This window comes from Xylophilus rhododendri, from assembly GCF_009906855.1.
In the GTDB taxonomy this organism is placed as follows: Bacteria; Pseudomonadota; Gammaproteobacteria; order Burkholderiales; family Burkholderiaceae_C; genus Xylophilus; species Xylophilus rhododendri.
Map to the genome: position 1 here is coordinate 5181031 of NZ_CP047650.1, position 15904 is coordinate 5196934.

The following is a 15904-nucleotide window of genomic DNA, read 5'->3' on the forward strand; positions in this document are numbered from 1 at the left end:
ATGACTCTCCAAGCATCCGGCCAACGATGGGCAGGGCTGTCGGGCCGTATCCGGGGCATGTTCAACCTGAACGATCCGCGCTGGGGCCGCAACGAAGAGGGCGGCGACGCCCCGCGTCCCGGCCAGGAGCCACCGACCGGCCCGCGTGGCCAGGGCCCCAAGGATGGGCCACCCGATCTCGAAGAACTCTGGCGTGACTTCAACCGCAAGCTCGGCGGCCTGCTGCGCGGCGGCAAGGGCCGTAACGGCGGGCCCGGCGGCAGCGGCAACGGCGGCGGCGGTTTCCAGCCCGACATGAAGAATGCCGGTATGGGCATCGGCCTGATCGCCGGTGCGCTGGTGCTGATCTGGCTGGCCACCGGCTTCTTCATCGTGCAGGAAGGCCAGCAAGGTGTCATCACCCAGTTCGGCCGCTACAAGACGACCGTCGGCGCGGGCTTCAACTGGCGCCTGCCTTACCCGATCCAGCGCCACGAACTGGTCTTCACCTCGCCGATCCGCTCGGTCGACGTGGGCCGCGACTCCATCGTGCGCTCCACCGGCCTGCGCGAGTCGGCCATGCTCACGCAGGACGAGAACATCGTCGAGATCAAGTTCGCCGTGCAGTACCGTTTGAACGACGCCCGCCAGTACTTGTTCGAGAGCCGCGATCCGCAATCCGCCGTGATCCAGGCGGCCGAAAGCTCGGTGCGCGAGGTGGTCGGAAAGATGAAGATGGACTCGGCTCTGGCCGAGGAACGCGACCAGATCGCTCCGCGCGTGCGTAAGCTGATGCAGGACATCCTGGACCGCTACAAGGTCGGCATCGAGATCGTCGGCATCAACCTGCAGCAGGGCGGCGTGCGCCCGCCCGAGCAGGTGCAGTCCTCCTTCGACGACGTGCTCAAGGCCGGCCAGGAACGCGAACGCGCCAAGAACGATGCGCAGGCCTATGCCAACGACGTGATCCCGCGTGCCGTCGGCACCGCTTCGCGCCTGAAGGAAGAGGCCGACGGCTACAAGGCCCGCATCGTGGCGCAGGCGCAGGGCGATGCCCAGCGTTTCAGCGCGGTGCTCGCCGAGTACCAGCGCGCGCCGCAGGTCACCCGCGAGCGCATGTACTTGGACACGATGCAGAGCATCTATGCCAATGCGACCAAGGTGATCGTCGATTCCAAGCAAGGCTCGCTGCTGTACCTGCCGCTCGACAAGCTGATGCAGGCCCAGCCGGCGACGGCCCCGACGGCTGCCACCACCGCGGAAGCAGCCGTGGCCGCCACCATGGCCGGCGGCTCGGCCGCCAGCAGCGCGGCGCCGCCCACGGCCTATCCCGGCGATGTCCGCACACGCGACAACGAGCGCTCGCGCGATCGCGACTCGCGCTAGTACCCCCATAACAAGAGGCCCGGATCCGCTGTGAACAGAATCGGTTTCATCGTCACCTCCCTGCTCGTCCTGCTGCTCCTGATCAGCTCGACGGTGTTCGTCGTCGACCAGCGCCAGTTCGGCGTGGTCTATGCCCTCGGCCAGATCCGCGAGGTGATCTCCGAGCCCGGGCTGCACTTCAAGCTGCCGCGGCCCTTCCAGAACGTCTCCTATATCGACCGCCGCCTGCTGACGCTCGACAGCAGCGACACCGAGTCGATGTTGACCGCGGAGAAGCAGCGTGTGGTGATCGACTGGTACGTGCGCTGGCGCATCGTCAACCCGTCGGAATACATCCGCAACGTCGGCCTCGACGAGGCGGCCGGCGCCAACCAGCTCAACCGCGTGGTGCGCAATGCCTTCCAGGAAGAGATCAACCGCCGCACCGTGCGCGACCTGATCTCGCTCAAGCGCGACGAACTGATGACGGCCGTCAAGCGCGAGGTGCTCGAACGGGTGAAGGGCGACAAGCCCTGGGGCGTGGACGTGGTGGACGTGCGCATCACCCGCGTCGACTATGTGGAAGCGATCACCGAATCGGTCTACCGCCGCATGGAGGCCGAGCGCAAGCGTGTGGCCAACGAGCTGCGCTCCACCGGCGCCGCCGAGGGCGAGAAGATCCGCGCCGATGCCGATCGCCAGCGTGAAGTCGCGATCGCCAATGCCTACCGCGATGCCCAGAAGACCAAGGGCGAGGGCGATGCCGAGGCCGCGCGCAACTATGCCGATGCCTTCGGCCGCGATCCGCAGTTCGCCCAGTTCTACCGCAGCCTGGAAGCGTACAAGAGCAGCGTCGGCAAGAAGGGCGACGTGCTGGTCGTCGACCCGGCCACCTCGGACTTCTTCCGCACCTTCCGCAACGGTGCCTCGGGCGTGAGCCCGGCGGCGCCGGCAGCCTCCGGCCCGCGCCGCTGAGCGGCCGCGGGTGGACTGGACCGTCCTGTTGCAGGCCCTGGGCCTGCTGCTCGTTTTGGAGGGCCTGGGCCCCTTCCTGTCGCCGGGCCGGTGGCGCGCGGCGATGGCCCGGCTGGCGCAGCTCGGCGACCAGCCGCTGCGCCTCTTCGCCCTGGCCAGCATGCTGTGCGGACTGCTGCTTCTGTGGTGCGCACACTGAAATGAATCGGTGTCCCTGGCGGGTGCGTCAAGGTGTACCGGTAGAATTACGTTTTTAACAGCGTCCTACTTTTCATGTCCGCTTGGGTCCTACCGGATCACATCGCCGATGTGCTGCCTTCCGAGGCACGCCACATCGAGGAGCTCAGACGCGATCTGCTCGACACCGCTCGCAGCTACGGCTATGAGCTGGTCATGCCGCCGCTGCTGGAGCACCTCGAATCCCTGCTCACCGGCACCGGCGAAGCGCTGGATCTGCAAACCTTCAAGCTGGTCGATCAGTTGTCGGGACGCATGCTCGGCCTGCGCGCCGACACCACCCAGCAGGTCGCGCGCATCGATGCCCATCTCCTGAACCGCCAGGGCGTCACCCGCCTGTGCTACTGCGGCCCGGTGCTGCACACCCGGCCCGGCCGGCCGCATGCCACGCGGGAGCCGCTGCAGTTCGGCGCGGAAATCTATGGCCATGCCGGCGTGGAAGCCGATGTGGAAGTGCTGCGGCTGGCACTCGACTGCCTGGCTGCCGCCGAGCTCGGCGGCGTTCAGCTGGACCTGGGCGATGCGCGTATTCCCCGTGCGGTTCTGGCGCAGGTCGATGCGCCGGAGGCCTTGTTGAGCGAAGTCCGCGGCGCGCTGGCCGCCAAGGATGCCAGCGGGCTGGCCCAGCTCAGCCGTGGCTTCCAGCCGGCCGTGCGTGACGCGCTCGCCGCCCTGGTCGGCCTGTATGGCGGCTCGGAAGTGCTGGACGAGGCCGCCAAGGCGCTGGGCTCCTTCGGCGATGTCCAGGCGGCACTGCAGACGCTGCGCCGCCTGGCCGCCAGTGTCCCGGCCGAGCGCATCAGCTTCGACCTGGCCGACCTGCGCGGCTATGCCTACTACAGCGGCGCCCGCTTCTCCATGTACGTCGCGGGGGCGAGCGACGCCATCGTGCGCGGCGGCCGCTACGATGAGGTCGGCGCGGTCTTCGGCCGCAACCGGCCGGCCGTCGGCTTCAGCCTGGACCTGCGCGAGCTGGTCGGCGTGGTGCGCCCGCGCGAGCTGCGCGCCGCCATCCGTGCGCCCTGGTCCGACGATGCCACCCTGTCCCAAGCCATCGGCGCTCTGCGTGCCGGTGGCGAAACCGTGGTCTGCGTCATGCCAGGCCACGAGAGCGAGATCGACGAGTTTCGCTGCGACCGCGAACTGGCGCTGCGCGCCGGATCGTGGACCGTGTTATCCCTTTGAACTGATTTCCAGATCCCAAGATGAGCAAGACGAACGGGCCGGTTGCCGGCCGCAATGTGGTCGTGGTCGGCACCCAATGGGGTGACGAAGGCAAGGGCAAGCTGGTCGACTGGCTGACCGAGAGCGCGCAAGGCGTGGTCCGCTTCCAGGGCGGCCACAACGCCGGCCATACGCTGGTCATCAACGGCGTGAAGACCGCGCTGCACCTGATCCCCAGCGGCATCATGCGGCCGGGCGTGAAGTGCTACATCGGCAACGGCGTGGTGCTGTCGGCGGCCAAGCTGCTCGAAGAAATCGAGGGGCTGGAGAAGGCCGGCGTGGAAGTGCGCTCGCGCCTGCGCATCAGCGAGGCCTGCCCGCTGATCCTGCCCTTCCATGCAGCCCTTGACATCGCCCGCGAAGCCTATCGCGAGCGTGGCGGCAACCAGAAGATCGGCACCACCGGCCGCGGCATCGGCCCGGCCTACGAGGACAAGATCGCCCGCCGCGCCCTGCGTGTGCAGGACCTGCGCCACCCGCAGCGCTTCGCCGACAAGCTGCGCATCCTGCTGGACCTGCACAACCATGTGCTGACCCAGGTGCTGGGCGCCGAAGCCATCGACTACGACACCGTCTACAACGAGGCCATGGAGCACGCCAAGCAGATCATGCCCATGATCGCCGACGTCTCGCGCGAGCTCAACGACGCCCACCGCGACGGCGCCAACCTGCTGTTCGAAGGCGCGCAGGGCACGCTGCTCGACGTGGACCACGGCACCTATCCCTACGTCACCTCCAGCAACTGCGTGGCCGGCAACGCCGCCGCCGGTTCGGGCGTCGGCCCGGGCATGCTGCACTACGTGCTGGGCATCACCAAGGCCTACTGCACCCGCGTGGGCAGCGGCCCCTTCCCGACCGAACTCGACTGGGAAAAGCCCGGCACCGTCGGCTACCACCTCTCCACCGTCGGCGCCGAGAAGGGCGTGACCACCGGACGCAGCCGCCGCTGCGGCTGGTTCGACGCAGCCCTGCTCAAGCGCTCGGCCCAGGTCAACGGCCTGACGGGCCTGTGCATCACCAAGCTCGACGTGCTCGACGGCATCGAAGAGCTGCTGCTCTGCACCGGCTACGAACTCGACGGCGAAGTCACCGACATCCTGCCCATGGGTGCCGACGAGATCGAGCGCTGCAAGCCCATCTACGAGAAGCTCGGCGGCTGGAGCGATTCCACCGTGGGCGTCACCGTCTACGACGATCTGCCGGTCAACGCCCGCCTGTACCTGCAACGCATCGAGCAGGTGACCGGCGTGCCGATCGCGCTGGTCTCCACCAGCCCGGATCGCGACCACACGATCCTGATGCAGCACCCCTACCTGCCTTGAGCTCCAAGACCGTGTTCCCGCGTTTCCCCCAGACCTCGCCCCAGGAGTCCCCCCGATGCTGACCGAAGACGGCCAACACCTATATGTGAGCTACGACGAGTACCACAGCCTCATCGAAAAGCTCGCGATCAAGGTGCACCAGTCGGGCTGGGAATTCGACACCATCCTCTGCCTGGCACGCGGCGGCCTGCGGCCGGGCGACATCCTGTCGCGCATCTTCGACAAGCCGCTGGCCATCATGTCCACCAGCTCCTACCGCGCCGACGGCGGCACGGTGCAGGGCCACCTGGACATCGCCCGCTTCATCACCACGCCGCGCGGCGAGATCGCCGGCAAGGTGCTGCTGGTGGATGACCTGGCCGATTCGGGCCACACCCTGCATTCGGTGATGGACAACCTGCGCACCCACTACACGCCGATCACCGAGCTGCGCAGCGCGGTCATCTGGACCAAGGGCGCGTCCATCTTCACGCCGGACTATTCGGTGGAGTTCCTGCCGACCAATCCCTGGATCCACCAACCCTTCGAAGGCTACGACACCATGCGGCCGGACCGGCTGCTGGAGAAGTGGAAGATCTGAGATCCGGAGCCTGGGCTCCAGATGCAGCGAAGCCGGCGATGAGCCGGCTTTTTTCATGGTCCCGCCAGAAGCAGGGCAGGGCGCGCGGCCCCGTGTGCGACCTTATCGGTCAGACGGTACTGCGGCGCAGCACCACCTCGTCGAGCTTGTTGGCCAGCTGACCGATGGCCAGCGCAGCCGGGGAGCCGGGCGTGTTGACCAGCAGCAGCTGCCGGCGCATCACGCCGTCGCGCACGGCAGGATCGGCCGGGATGTCGCCCAGGTGCAGCAGCCGGATCGGACGGCCCGCGCCGGGCACCACGAAACGGTCGATCACCTGCTGCAGCTGGCCGGTGATGGCGCGGCCATCGCCGGCGCGTGCCGTCTGGTTGACGATCATGCGGATCTGGGTGCGCTTCTGCTGCATCGCCAGCACCTTGACCGCGGCATAGGCGTCGGTCAGCGAGGTCGGCTCGGGCGTCGCCACCAGCAGCACTTCGGATGCCAGCGACACGGCGAACAGCACCACGTCCGAGATGCCGGCGCCGGTGTCCAGGATGACCACGTCGTAGCGCGGCATGATGCTGTGCAGCACCTGCAGGAATTCGTTGCGCACCTCGGGCGTGAGCCGCGAATACTCGACCATGCCCGAGCCGGCCAGCAGCACCGAGAAGCCGCCGGGCGCGGCGATGATGGCCTGATCCAGCTGGGCGCGGCCGGTGAAGACGTCGTGCAGCGTGATCTTGGGGTGCAGGTTCAGCACCACGTCGAGGTTGGCCAGGCCCAGGTCGGCATCGAGCACGAGCACGCGGTGGCCGCGCTTGGCCAGCGCCGCGGCCAGGTTGGCAGACACGAAGGTCTTGCCCACGCCACCCTTGCCGCTGGTCACGGCGAGCACCTTGGCCGATGGGCCTGAGGGGCGGGGGATGGAAGGGGTCGGCGCTTCGCTCATTCTTTTATGCTTTCAGACAGCGCTAGCGGATGCATCATCGGGAGAGGCAGGTGCCTCCATCTCAGTATCGGCAGGACCCAGACCAAACAAAAGGCTTTTCTCTTCCGCGGTGACCGTGCTGTCGGCCTGGTCCTCGACGCAGACGCGGTTGCGTCCCAGGGACTTGGCACGGTAGAGCTCATGGTCGGCGCGTTCGATCCACAGGGCCGCGGTCGAGCGGATCCAGGGCATCGCGAACGCGCCGCCGATGCTGACCGTGATGGACAGCTCGACGCCGCTGGCGATCTGGATCGGCTCGGCCTCGATGGCCTCGCGGATGCGTTCGGCCACGACCTGGCCGAAGGCGGCCGACTGGCAGCCGGGAAGAACAATGGCGAATTCCTCGCCGCCGTAACGGGCCAGCACGTCCATGGGGCGCACGCAGGCGGTGAGGGTGCGGGCCACGGTCTGCAACACATGGTCGCCGACGAGGTGGCCGTAGGAATCGTTGACCGCCTTGAAGCGGTCGATGTCGAGCATCAGCAGCAGGGCCGACTCGCCCGAGCGGGCCACACGATCGATTTCGCGGTCCACGGCCGCGCGGAACTGGCGGCGGTTGGCCAGGCCGGTGAGGGGATCGCGCAGGGACAGAGAGCACAGGCCGTCGATGATGTCCTGCAGGTAACGCGCAGGCGACTCTGTGGAGATCGTCGTGATGTCGCCTTCACCGGGCTCGACGAGCGCGAGCGCTGTTTCCAGGCGAAGGTCGCGCAGATCGACGAGGGTGGAGGACTCCGGCTTGTGCACGTTGGCGTGGGGGCGTGAATCGATCGATGTTACCAGTAAGCCGTTCAACTATAACGGCTTGCGCTTACATGCCGGTAGTCTGGATGAAACGATTTCGTCTTTTTACCGCGAATTCAATAAGTGCCGGGACAATCAAATCTTTGACAATGTTTGCCTAAACAAATAATATCGCGGCATGAACGATGAATCACTGCCGTCCGCCGCGGCCCGCCCGCAAGTCCCGGTGTTCTGCCAGGTCGGTTCCGCCGAGGACACGGTGGGCTACCGCATGCGCCGCATCGTGAACCTGCTGGCCGGCGAGATCGAACGCCGCATGGAGCCGCTGGGCCTGACCGACGCCCAGTGGAAGCCGCTGCTGCGCATGTTCGCCTCCGGCGACACCACCGTGGCCACGCTGGCCCGCGGCTGCCACCTGGATGCCGGCGCGATGACCCGGCTGCTCGACCGGCTGGAGGCCAAGAACCTGTGCCGCCGCATCCGTTCGGTCGAGGACCGCCGCGTGGTGAACCTCGAACTGACGGACGAGGGCAGGGTGGCGGCGCGCCAGATTCCGGATGTGGTGGCCGAGGTGCAGGCGGTGGCCGCCGCCGGCTTCAGCCAGCAGGAGTTCGACCAGCTCAAGGAATACCTCGAGCGCATCCTGACCAACGTCCTGCCGTTCGGCGGCGATGCTGACGCGTCGGCGCAGCGTTCATCGGCATCCGTATCTGCTTCCGAGGGGTCCAAGAAATGACAAACAACGACAAGAAATCTTCCGCCGGCGGCGTGGTGCTGTATCTCGGCACGCTGGTGATCGCGCTGGGCCTGACCGCCTGCGCCAATATGTCCGGCATCGCGCCGCAGGCGCAGTTGCGCGAAGGCGTGTCGCTGGGCCTGCCTTCGGCGGCGACCGGCACGCCCGATCTCTTCGCCGACGGCGCCATGGCGGCCGACTGGTGGCGCGGCTTCGGCGATGAGCGCCTGGACGACCTGGTCAGCCAGGCCGTCGCCGACAGCCCCACGTTGAAATCGGCCGAAGCCCGCCTGCAGCGCGCCCAGGCCGCCGCCGACGTCACCCGCTCCAACGACGGCCCGCAGCTCAACGGCAGCGTGGACGCCACCCGCCAGCACTTCAGCGCCAACGGCATCTATCCCGCACCGCTGGGCGGCAGCACCTTCAACCTGGGCACGGTGCGCCTGTCCGGCAGCTACGAGCTGGACTTCTTCGGCAAGAACCGCGCGGCGCTGGAATCGGCGCTCGGCACCGCCAACGCCGCCGCGGCCGATGCCCAGGCCGCCCGCCTGCTCCTGGCCTGCAACGTGGCGCGCAACTACTTCCAGCTGGCGCGCCTGCAGGCGCAGCTCGAAGTGGCCCAGCGCACCCTGGCGCAGCGCCAGGAAACCCTGGGCCTGGTGCGCGACCGCGTCACCGCCGGCCTCGACACCCGCCTGGAAGAGCGCCAGAGCCAGGCCGGCATTCCCGAAGCCCGCCAGCAGATCGAATCCCTGCACGAGCAGATCGCCATCACCCGCAACGCCATCGGCGCCCTGGTCGGCCAGCCGCGCGGCATGCAGGAGCTCGAAGCCCTGCCGCTGGCCAGCTACGAAGGCGTCAAGCTGCCGGCCACGCTGCCCGCCGACCTGCTGGGCCGCCGCCCCGACGTGGCCGCCGCCCGTTGGCGAGTCGAGTCCGCCGCCAAGAGCATCGACGTGGCCAAGACCGAGTTCTATCCCAACATCAACCTGACCGCCTTCGTGGGCCTGAACAGCCTGGGTTTCGACAACCTGGCCCAGGGCTCCAGCCGCGAATGGGGCGTGGGCCCGGCGATCCGCCTGCCGATCTTCGATTCCGGCCGCCTGCGCGCCAACCTGCGCGGCCGCACGGCCGACTACGACGCCGCCGTCGAAAGCTACAACGGCACCGTGATCGACGCGGTCCATGACGCCGCTGACCAGGTCGCCTCCGCCAAATCCATCGTGCTGCAGCAGAACCAGCAGCGCGATGCCCAGGAGGCCGCCGAATCGGCCTACGACATCGCCCGCCAGCGCTACCGCGCGGGCCTGGGCACCTACCTCAACGTGCTCACCGCCGAGAACTCGGTGCTGGCCCAGCGCCGCCTGGCGGTGGACCTGGCCGCGCGCCGGCTCGACACCCAGGTCAACCTCATCCGTGCCCTCGGCGGCGGCTACACCGGCGAGACCACCGTGGCCGCCGTCACGCCGGCCGCGCAGCGCTGAGCCGCAGCTCGTCCCCCATTTCCGATCTCTCTCGAACCCGTCCGCTGGAGTCTTCCATGAACGCACCGCAAACCTCTCCGGCCGCCGCGCCCGCCGCCGAAGCCGGCAATCCCAAGCGCCGCAAGGCCCTGACCGCGCTGGCCGCCGTCGTCGTCATCGCCGGCCTCGGCTGGGGCGCCTACGAATGGATGGTCGCCAGCCACTACGAAGGCACCGACAACGCTTACGTGCAGGGCAACGTCATCCAGATCACCCCGCAGATCGGCGGCACCGTCATGGCCATCATGGCCGACGACACCGACTTCGTGAAAGCCGGCCAGCCCCTGGTCAAGCTCGATCCCGCCGACGTCCGTGTGGCCTACGAGCAGGCCGAGGCCAACCTCGGCCAGGCCGTGCGCCAGGTGCGCACGCTCTACGCCAACAATGGCCAGTTCCAGGCGCAGATCGCGCTGCGCCAGGCCGATGTGTCCAAGGCCAACAACGACATCGCCCGCGCCAACGACGACCTGAACCGCCGCCTCTCGCTCAACGGCAACGGCGCCGTCTCGAAGGAAGAGCTGGACCACGCCCGCGCCGTGCTCGACACCGCCAAGACCCAGCTCGCCGCCGCCCAGGCCGCGGTCAACGCGGCCAAGGAGCAACTGGTCAGCAACCAGTCGCTGACCGAGGGCACCAGCGTCGAGCAGCATCCCATGGTGCAGGCCGCCGCCGGCAAGCTGCGCGAGGCCTACCTGGCCACCCAGCGCGCCGCGTTGCCCGCGCCGGTGGACGGCTACGTCGCCAAGCGCACCGTGCAGCTGGGCCAGCGCGTGACCGCCGGCACGCCGATGATGTCCGTCGTGCCACTCAACCAGCTCTGGGTCGATGCCAACTTCAAGGAAGTGCAGCTGCGCAACATCCGCATCGGCCAGCCGGTCACGCTGACCGCCGACCTGTACGGCAAGAAGGTCGACTACCACGGCAAGGTCGCGGGCCTGGGCGTGGGCACCGGCGCGGCCTTCGCGCTGCTGCCGGCGCAGAACGCCACCGGCAACTGGATCAAGGTGGTGCAGCGGGTGCCGGTGCGCATCGCGCTCGATCCCCAGGAGCTCACCCAGAACCCGCTGCGCGTGGGCCTGTCGATGGACGTGGAAGTCGACATCACCAGCCAGGACGGCCGCATGCTCGCCGATGCGCCGCGCGACGCCGCCGTCACCCAGACCAGCGTCTACCACTCGCAGGACGAGGGCGCGGATGCCGAAGTGGCGCGTGTGATCTCCGCCAACGGCGGCTCGCCGGCCAAGCTGGCCGCCGCCAAGGCCGCATCCGCTGCGGGCAAACCGCTAGCCCGTGCCGCCGCGCCGCAGAAGCTGGCCCTGGCCGCCGTGGCCCATTAACAGCAGCGCACAGCGCAAGGCAGTCACCATGGCATCTCCTTCCGGTCCGGCATTGCCGCATCCACCGCTGGAAGGCACCGCGCGCATCTGGGGCACCGTCGCCCTGTCCGCCGCGACCTTCATGAACGTGCTCGACACGTCGATCGCCAACGTGTCGCTGCCGTCCATCGCCGGCGACCTGGGCGTCAGTTCCAACCAGGGCACCTGGGTCATCACCAGCTTCGCCGTGGCCAACGCCATCGCCGTGCCGCTCACCGGCTGGCTGTCGCAGCGCTTCGGCCAGGTGCGGCTGTTCATGACCAGCGTGATGCTGTTCGTGATCACCTCCTGGCTCTGCGGCCTGGCGCCCAACATGACGGTGCTGATCGCCGCGCGGGCGCTGCAGGGCTTCGTCGCCGGGCCGATGATCCCGCTGTCGCAGGCGCTGCTGCTGTCGAGCTATCCCAAGGCCCTGGCCGGGCTGGCCATGGCCATGTGGGCGATGACGACGCTGGTCGCGCCGGTGATGGGGCCGCTGCTCGGCGGCTGGATCACCGACAACATCTCCTGGCCCTGGATCTTCTACATCAACATCCCGGTGGGCTTTCTGGCCACCTCCATCGTCTGGAGCATCTTCCGAAAGCGCGAGAGCCCCACCAAGAGCCTGCCGATCGACTCGGTCGGCCTGGCGCTGCTGGTGGTATGGGTGTCGTCCATGCAGGTGATGCTGGACCTGGGCAAGGAGCACGACTGGTTCAACTCCGGCATGGTGCAGGCGCTGGCCGTGATCGCCGTCATCGGATTCCTGGCCTTCGTCGCCTGGGAGCTGACCGAGAAGCATCCGGTGGTCGACCTGTCGCTGTTCCAGAACCGCAACTTCTGGGCGGGCGCGGTCGCCATGTCGGTGGGCTACGGCCTGTTCTTCGGCAACGTGGTGCTGCTGCCGCTGTGGCTGCAGCAGTACATGGGCTACACCGCCACCGACGCCGGCATGGTGATGGCGCCGGTCGGGCTGCTGGCCATCGTGCTCTCGCCCTGGGTGGGCAAGAACGTCAGCAAGCACGACCCGCGGCGCTTCGCCACCATCGCCTTCCTGGTGTTCGCGCTGGTGCTGTGGATGCGGTCCAACTTCAACACCCAGGCGAGCTTCGGCACCATCCTGATCCCGACCCTGGTGCAGGGCGTGGCCATGGCCTTCTTCTTCATCCCGCTGGTGACCATCACCCTGTCGGAGATGACGCCGGAGCGTATTCCCGCCGCCTCGGGCCTGTCGAACTTCATCCGGATCACCGCCGGCGCCATCGGCACCTCGGTGGCCACCACCGTCTGGGAGAACCGGGCGACGCTGCACCATGCGCAGCTGGCCGAATCGATCAACCAGGGCAACGCCACCGCCACCGGCATCCTCAGCGGCCTGTCGACCAGCGGGATGGACAGCCAGCAGGCACTGGCCCAGGTCAACCGGCTGATCGACCAGCAGGCCTTCATGCTGGCGGCCAACGATGTGTTTTATGCCTCGGCGGCGATGTTCCTGCTGCTCATCCCGCTGATCTGGCTGGCGCATGCGCCGAAGAAGGGCGACGCGGGCGCGTCCGACGCCGCGGCGGGCGCGCACTAGCCAGCGCTTGCGACTTCCTCCACGAAAGCCGGCCCCGCGCCGGCTTTTGCTTTTGGCCGGTGGCGCGAAGTTTGCGGCGGCTACGCCACGAATCCGCTTTGTGCCTGCACTCTGCGGAACTTTGGCAATTTTTGTTACCTAAAATGACTTAAGTGACATTAATGGCAATATGAAGCAAACGCGGGCAGCGATTCCGGCACTCCGCCGGTACCAGGGCTTCACCCTGGTCGAGTTGATGGTGACGCTGGCGATCGTGGTGATCCTGGGCCTGCTGGCCGCGCCGTCGCTGCAGGGCTTGACGGCGAAGATCCGCCTGACGGGCGTGGGCAGCCAGTTCACCGGCAATCTGCTGCGGGCGCGCAGCGAGGCGGTCAGCCGCAATGCCTGCACGGTGATGTGCCTGAGCACGACCACGGGCGACACCATCACCTCCGACGCCAACGGCGTGACCGGCGGCCCCTCCTGCGCCAACACCGGCACCAACTGGCAGCAGGGCTGGATCGTCTTCTACCAGGAGAGCTGTTCCTTCGGCGGCGATACCAGCGCGATCCGGCCGGCGCAGCCCGCGGATTACATCGCCATCCAGCCGCCGATCGCCGCCGACTACCGGCTCGATGCCCAGGGCACCGGCGACGCATTCCGATTCTCCTTCGATGGCACCGGCCGTCCGCCGCAGGGTTCGGCGATCAGGCAGTTCAACCTGAACTACCAGAACACCACCAGCGCCTACACCCAGCAATACGGCTACAACATCTGCGTCGATGCCCTGGGCCGCACCCGCACCATCGCCTGGAACCTGAGCTGCTGAGGCCACACCCATGCAACGACCCAAACAACGCGGCATGACCCTGCTCGAAGTGCTGATCGCCATGCTGGTCATGTCGGTCGGCATGCTGGGCATCGCCGGCCTGCAGGCGGCGGTCAACAAGTACCAGACCGGCAGCCGGGTGCGCGGCAAGATGGCGCCGCTGCTGTCGGACATCGCCGAGCGTGTGCGCATGAATCCCACGCAGGCGGGGGACAACGTGATCACCGGCGTCGCCAGCACTTCGGCCTACGGCCTGTCGACCAGCTGGAGCGACCAGATCACCGATCCGTCCGCGCCGAGCAAGAACTGCGAGACCGGCACCGTCACCTGCTCAGCCGCCGAACGCGCCGCCTACGACATGGCGATCTGGCGCCAGCGGGTGCGAGCCGCCATGCCCACCGGCTCGGCCCTGCTGTCGGGCAACCGCGCCACCGGTTTCCAGGTCACCTTCATGTGGATGGACAAGGACCAGACCGACAAGGGCGGCGCCAGCACCAGCACGCTGGCCAGCGCCGCCACCTGCAGCACCGCCGCCGAAACCGCCAACAGCAACCGCCTGAGCCAGCAGAACTGCTGCCCCGCCGCGGCGAGCGCACCGGCGGGCGTGCGCTGCACCAACTTCACCTTCGTACCATGACAGGTTCTCCTGCGATGTCCGCGCGCCGCCAGGCCGGCTTCAGCCTGATCGAACTGCTGGTCGGCATGGCGCTGATGCTGCTCATCGTCACCGCCGCCAGCGTGATCTACCTCAACACCCGCGAGGCCGACAGCGCCCAGGCCCGCGTCAGCGAAAGCGTGGAGACCGGCACCTTCGCGCTGCAACTGCTGGAGCGCGACCTCACCCAGGCCTGGACCTACCCGGTGGTGATGCCGCCGGCTACGACCATCGCGCTCAATCCGCCCGCGGGGTGGGCCGGTGCACTCCTGCTGCAGACCTATCCGCCGGTGGGCTGGGCGCCCACGATCGCGGCCTACCAGTTCGGCGTCTATGGCTGCGACGGCGGGCAATACAACAGCATTACCGGCAATTGCGACGCGAACCCGTTGACGGGGGTCAACCGGTCACCGTCGGACTCGCTGGTCATCAACTATTTCTCCAGCGAAGCCAAGAAAACACCGATCGGCAACCGCAAGGATTGCACCGGCATCGACGTGGCCGGCGAGGACGCCGATTCGCCGAAAGGCGACACCATCAACGCCATCCGCCGGCTCAACGTTCCTGCCGCGCCTCCGGCGACAACAGGCACCATGGATCCGTGGCTGCCGCCGGGCTTCCCCGTCTTCGTCTCCAACCGCTACGGCCTGCTGGCCAGCACGGTGCAGGTCGACCGGCAGACCCTGACCACCTACAGCCTGGCCTGCAACGGCAATGGCAGCAACGGCGGCGCCACGCCGACCAACGTCTACCAGCCGCTACTGCAGGGCGTGGACGACCTGCAGATCACCTATGGCGCCTTCGATATCGATGCCAGCAGCAGCAGCGGCGCGGTTCAGCCCGCGCCCACGCGCTTCTACAAGGCCTCGGATGTCAACAACACCACCCTGCAGGCCATCACCATCGACGGCGTGCAGTACGCCGGCTGGAACCGCATCGTGGCGGTGCGGGTCTGCGTGATGACCAGCTCTATGGGCACCGCCGCGCGCCAGTTCGACAAGTCCGGCGCCCCGCGCACCTACCTCGACTGCACCGACGACACGCCCCAGAACTACCTGCCCGGCGACCGCTCCATCCGCACCCGCACCGTGCAGGTTCTGGCGGTGCGCAACCGCATGAACCAGATCTATTGAGGACGCGGCCGCGTATATGCCTTTCATGCACCGCCGTCTCCCATCCGCACCGCAGCGTCCGCCCCAGCGCGGCGTGGCCCTGATCGTGGTGCTGCTCTTCCTCATCGCCGTCACCGGCATCGCCCTGGTGGCGGCGCGGCGTGCGCTGGTCGACGAAGGCGTCGGCCGCAACCAGCTCGACATGCAGACCGCCCGCGAAGCCGCCGAGTCGGCCCTGCGCGATGCCGAACGCGACCTCTACGGCGCCGCGCCAGTGAATGCCGCGGCCATCTCCTGCACCCGGCCGCAGGCGGTTCCCTCGCCGGCCGACTTCGACAGCAGCTGCACCAATGGCCTGTGCAATACCGGTGACGTCACCTACGCCAGCTCGAACTGGTCGATCGCCGTGGCCAACAGCACCACCAACAGCGAAGCCTGGTGGCCGACCAGCAAGGGCGGCCTCTGGAACGACAACGTCGATTCGAAGCCCGGCCGCACCCCCGTCACCACCAGCAACTGCAGCTTCACCGGCGCGGTCCCCCTGGGCACCTACACCGGCGCCCCAGCGGTCCGCGGCGTATTCCGCCAGCCCGAATACCTGGTCGAGTATTTCGAACGCAAGTCCAGCGGCGGCCAGGAGGTCGATGCCTACCGCATCACCGCCCGCGGCTTCGGCTACAGCCGCCGCACCCAGGTGGTGCTGCAGACCGTCTATTCCCCCGAACAGTAAGCAGGCTGGA

General features: G+C 67.9%; 16 protein-coding genes. 14 read left to right on the forward strand and 2 right to left on the reverse strand.

Translation table 11 applies throughout. From position 1 onward, the window contains the following. The 6 genes from hflK to GT347_RS24015 all read left to right on the forward strand — a co-directional run bounded on the left by hflK (position 1) and on the right by GT347_RS24015 (position 5682). Positions 1 to 1365 carry an FtsH protease activity modulator HflK gene (gene hflK / locus GT347_RS23990; RefSeq protein ID WP_407704119.1) on the forward strand — a complete coding sequence of 455 codons (1365 nt, stop codon included), beginning with the start codon at positions 1 to 3 and terminating at the stop codon, positions 1363 to 1365. Between the two features lie 30 nt (positions 1366 to 1395). After that, the gene (hflC, locus tag GT347_RS23995) at positions 1396 to 2319 is read left to right on the forward strand and encodes a protease modulator HflC (RefSeq protein ID WP_160554586.1); all 924 of its coding nucleotides are present in this window, start codon (positions 1396 to 1398) and stop codon (positions 2317 to 2319) included. 10 nt (positions 2320 to 2329) lie between these two features. Further along, positions 2330 to 2518, forward strand: a complete 189-nt coding sequence (locus GT347_RS24000; protein ID WP_160554587.1) for a DUF2065 domain-containing protein — start codon at positions 2330 to 2332, stop codon at positions 2516 to 2518. A gap of 74 nt (positions 2519 to 2592) precedes the next feature. Further along, entirely contained in the window at positions 2593 to 3741 is a 1149-nt protein-coding gene (locus GT347_RS24005; RefSeq protein WP_160554588.1) for an ATP phosphoribosyltransferase regulatory subunit, read from the forward strand. Positions 3742 to 3761: 20 nt separating this feature from the next. Beyond that, positions 3762 to 5102 (forward strand): adenylosuccinate synthase, encoded by a 1341-nt coding sequence (locus tag GT347_RS24010; protein WP_160554589.1) that lies wholly within the window; start codon positions 3762 to 3764, stop codon positions 5100 to 5102. A 55-nt stretch (positions 5103 to 5157) separates the two neighbouring features. Beyond that, positions 5158 to 5682 carry a phosphoribosyltransferase gene (locus tag GT347_RS24015; RefSeq protein ID WP_160554590.1) on the forward strand — a complete coding sequence of 175 codons (525 nt, stop codon included), beginning with the start codon at positions 5158 to 5160 and terminating at the stop codon, positions 5680 to 5682. 109 nt (positions 5683 to 5791) lie between these two features. On the opposite strand, the gene GT347_RS24020 is transcribed toward GT347_RS24015, so the two are convergent. Both GT347_RS24020 and GT347_RS24025 read right to left on the reverse strand, forming a co-directional pair. Next, positions 5792 to 6613, reverse strand: a complete 822-nt coding sequence (locus tag GT347_RS24020) for a MinD/ParA family protein (RefSeq protein ID WP_160554591.1) — start codon at positions 6611 to 6613, stop codon at positions 5792 to 5794. 12 nt (positions 6614 to 6625) lie between these two features. Beyond that, positions 6626 to 7399, reverse strand: coding sequence for a GGDEF domain-containing protein (locus GT347_RS24025; protein ID WP_229722946.1), 774 nt, complete (start codon positions 7397 to 7399; stop codon positions 6626 to 6628). Positions 7400 to 7574: 175 nt separating this feature from the next. Here GT347_RS24025 and GT347_RS24030 point away from each other — a divergent pair, with 175 nt between their 5' ends. The 8 genes from GT347_RS24030 to GT347_RS24065 all read left to right on the forward strand — a co-directional run bounded on the left by GT347_RS24030 (position 7575) and on the right by GT347_RS24065 (position 15894). Beyond that, positions 7575 to 8132 carry a MarR family winged helix-turn-helix transcriptional regulator gene (locus GT347_RS24030; RefSeq protein ID WP_160554592.1) on the forward strand — a complete coding sequence of 186 codons (558 nt, stop codon included), beginning with the start codon at positions 7575 to 7577 and terminating at the stop codon, positions 8130 to 8132. Next, positions 8129 to 9616 (forward strand): efflux transporter outer membrane subunit, encoded by a 1488-nt coding sequence (locus GT347_RS24035; protein WP_160554593.1) that lies wholly within the window; start codon positions 8129 to 8131, stop codon positions 9614 to 9616. The genes GT347_RS24030 and GT347_RS24035 overlap by 4 nt, the downstream gene beginning before the upstream one ends. Positions 9617 to 9672: 56 nt before the next feature. After that, positions 9673 to 10992, forward strand: a complete 1320-nt coding sequence (locus GT347_RS24040; protein ID WP_160554594.1) for an HlyD family secretion protein — start codon at positions 9673 to 9675, stop codon at positions 10990 to 10992. 28 nt (positions 10993 to 11020) lie between these two features. Beyond that, positions 11021 to 12589: a DHA2 family efflux MFS transporter permease subunit gene (locus tag GT347_RS24045; protein ID WP_160554595.1), complete on the forward strand. Its 1569-nt coding sequence runs from the start codon at positions 11021 to 11023 to the stop codon at positions 12587 to 12589. Between the two features lie 169 nt (positions 12590 to 12758). Next, entirely contained in the window at positions 12759 to 13397 is a 639-nt protein-coding gene (locus tag GT347_RS24050; protein WP_160555499.1) for a GspH/FimT family pseudopilin, read from the forward strand. A gap of 10 nt (positions 13398 to 13407) precedes the next feature. After that, positions 13408 to 14034, forward strand: coding sequence for a type IV pilus modification protein PilV (gene pilV, locus GT347_RS24055; protein WP_160554596.1), 627 nt, complete (start codon positions 13408 to 13410; stop codon positions 14032 to 14034). A 14-nt stretch (positions 14035 to 14048) separates the two neighbouring features. Then, positions 14049 to 15185, forward strand: a complete 1137-nt coding sequence (locus GT347_RS24060; RefSeq protein ID WP_160554597.1) for a PilW family protein — start codon at positions 14049 to 14051, stop codon at positions 15183 to 15185. A gap of 25 nt (positions 15186 to 15210) precedes the next feature. Then, the gene (locus GT347_RS24065) at positions 15211 to 15894 is read left to right on the forward strand and encodes a pilus assembly PilX family protein (RefSeq protein WP_160554598.1); all 684 of its coding nucleotides are present in this window, start codon (positions 15211 to 15213) and stop codon (positions 15892 to 15894) included. Positions 15895 to 15904: the final 10 nt, after the last annotated feature.

Coding starts and splice junctions, on each gene's coding strand:
- GT347_RS24020 (WP_160554591.1), bottom strand. CDS start 6,613: ATGAGCGAAGCGCCGACCCCTTCCATCCCCCGCCCCTCAGGCCCATCG.
- GT347_RS24040 (WP_160554594.1), top strand. CDS start 9,673: ATGAACGCACCGCAAACCTCTCCGGCCGCCGCGCCCGCCGCCGAAGCC.
- GT347_RS24060 (WP_160554597.1), top strand. CDS start 14,049: ATGTCCGCGCGCCGCCAGGCCGGCTTCAGCCTGATCGAACTGCTGGTC.
- pilV (WP_160554596.1), top strand. CDS start 13,408: ATGCAACGACCCAAACAACGCGGCATGACCCTGCTCGAAGTGCTGATC.
- GT347_RS24035 (WP_160554593.1), top strand. CDS start 8,129: ATGACAAACAACGACAAGAAATCTTCCGCCGGCGGCGTGGTGCTGTAT.
- GT347_RS24065 (WP_160554598.1), top strand. CDS start 15,211: ATGCACCGCCGTCTCCCATCCGCACCGCAGCGTCCGCCCCAGCGCGGC.
- hflK (WP_407704119.1), top strand. CDS start 1: ATGACTCTCCAAGCATCCGGCCAACGATGGGCAGGGCTGTCGGGCCGT.
- GT347_RS24050 (WP_160555499.1), top strand. CDS start 12,759: ATGAAGCAAACGCGGGCAGCGATTCCGGCACTCCGCCGGTACCAGGGC.
- GT347_RS24005 (WP_160554588.1), top strand. CDS start 2,593: ATGTCCGCTTGGGTCCTACCGGATCACATCGCCGATGTGCTGCCTTCC.
- GT347_RS24015 (WP_160554590.1), top strand. CDS start 5,158: ATGCTGACCGAAGACGGCCAACACCTATATGTGAGCTACGACGAGTAC.
- GT347_RS24030 (WP_160554592.1), top strand. CDS start 7,575: ATGAACGATGAATCACTGCCGTCCGCCGCGGCCCGCCCGCAAGTCCCG.
- GT347_RS24045 (WP_160554595.1), top strand. CDS start 11,021: ATGGCATCTCCTTCCGGTCCGGCATTGCCGCATCCACCGCTGGAAGGC.
- GT347_RS24010 (WP_160554589.1), top strand. CDS start 3,762: ATGAGCAAGACGAACGGGCCGGTTGCCGGCCGCAATGTGGTCGTGGTC.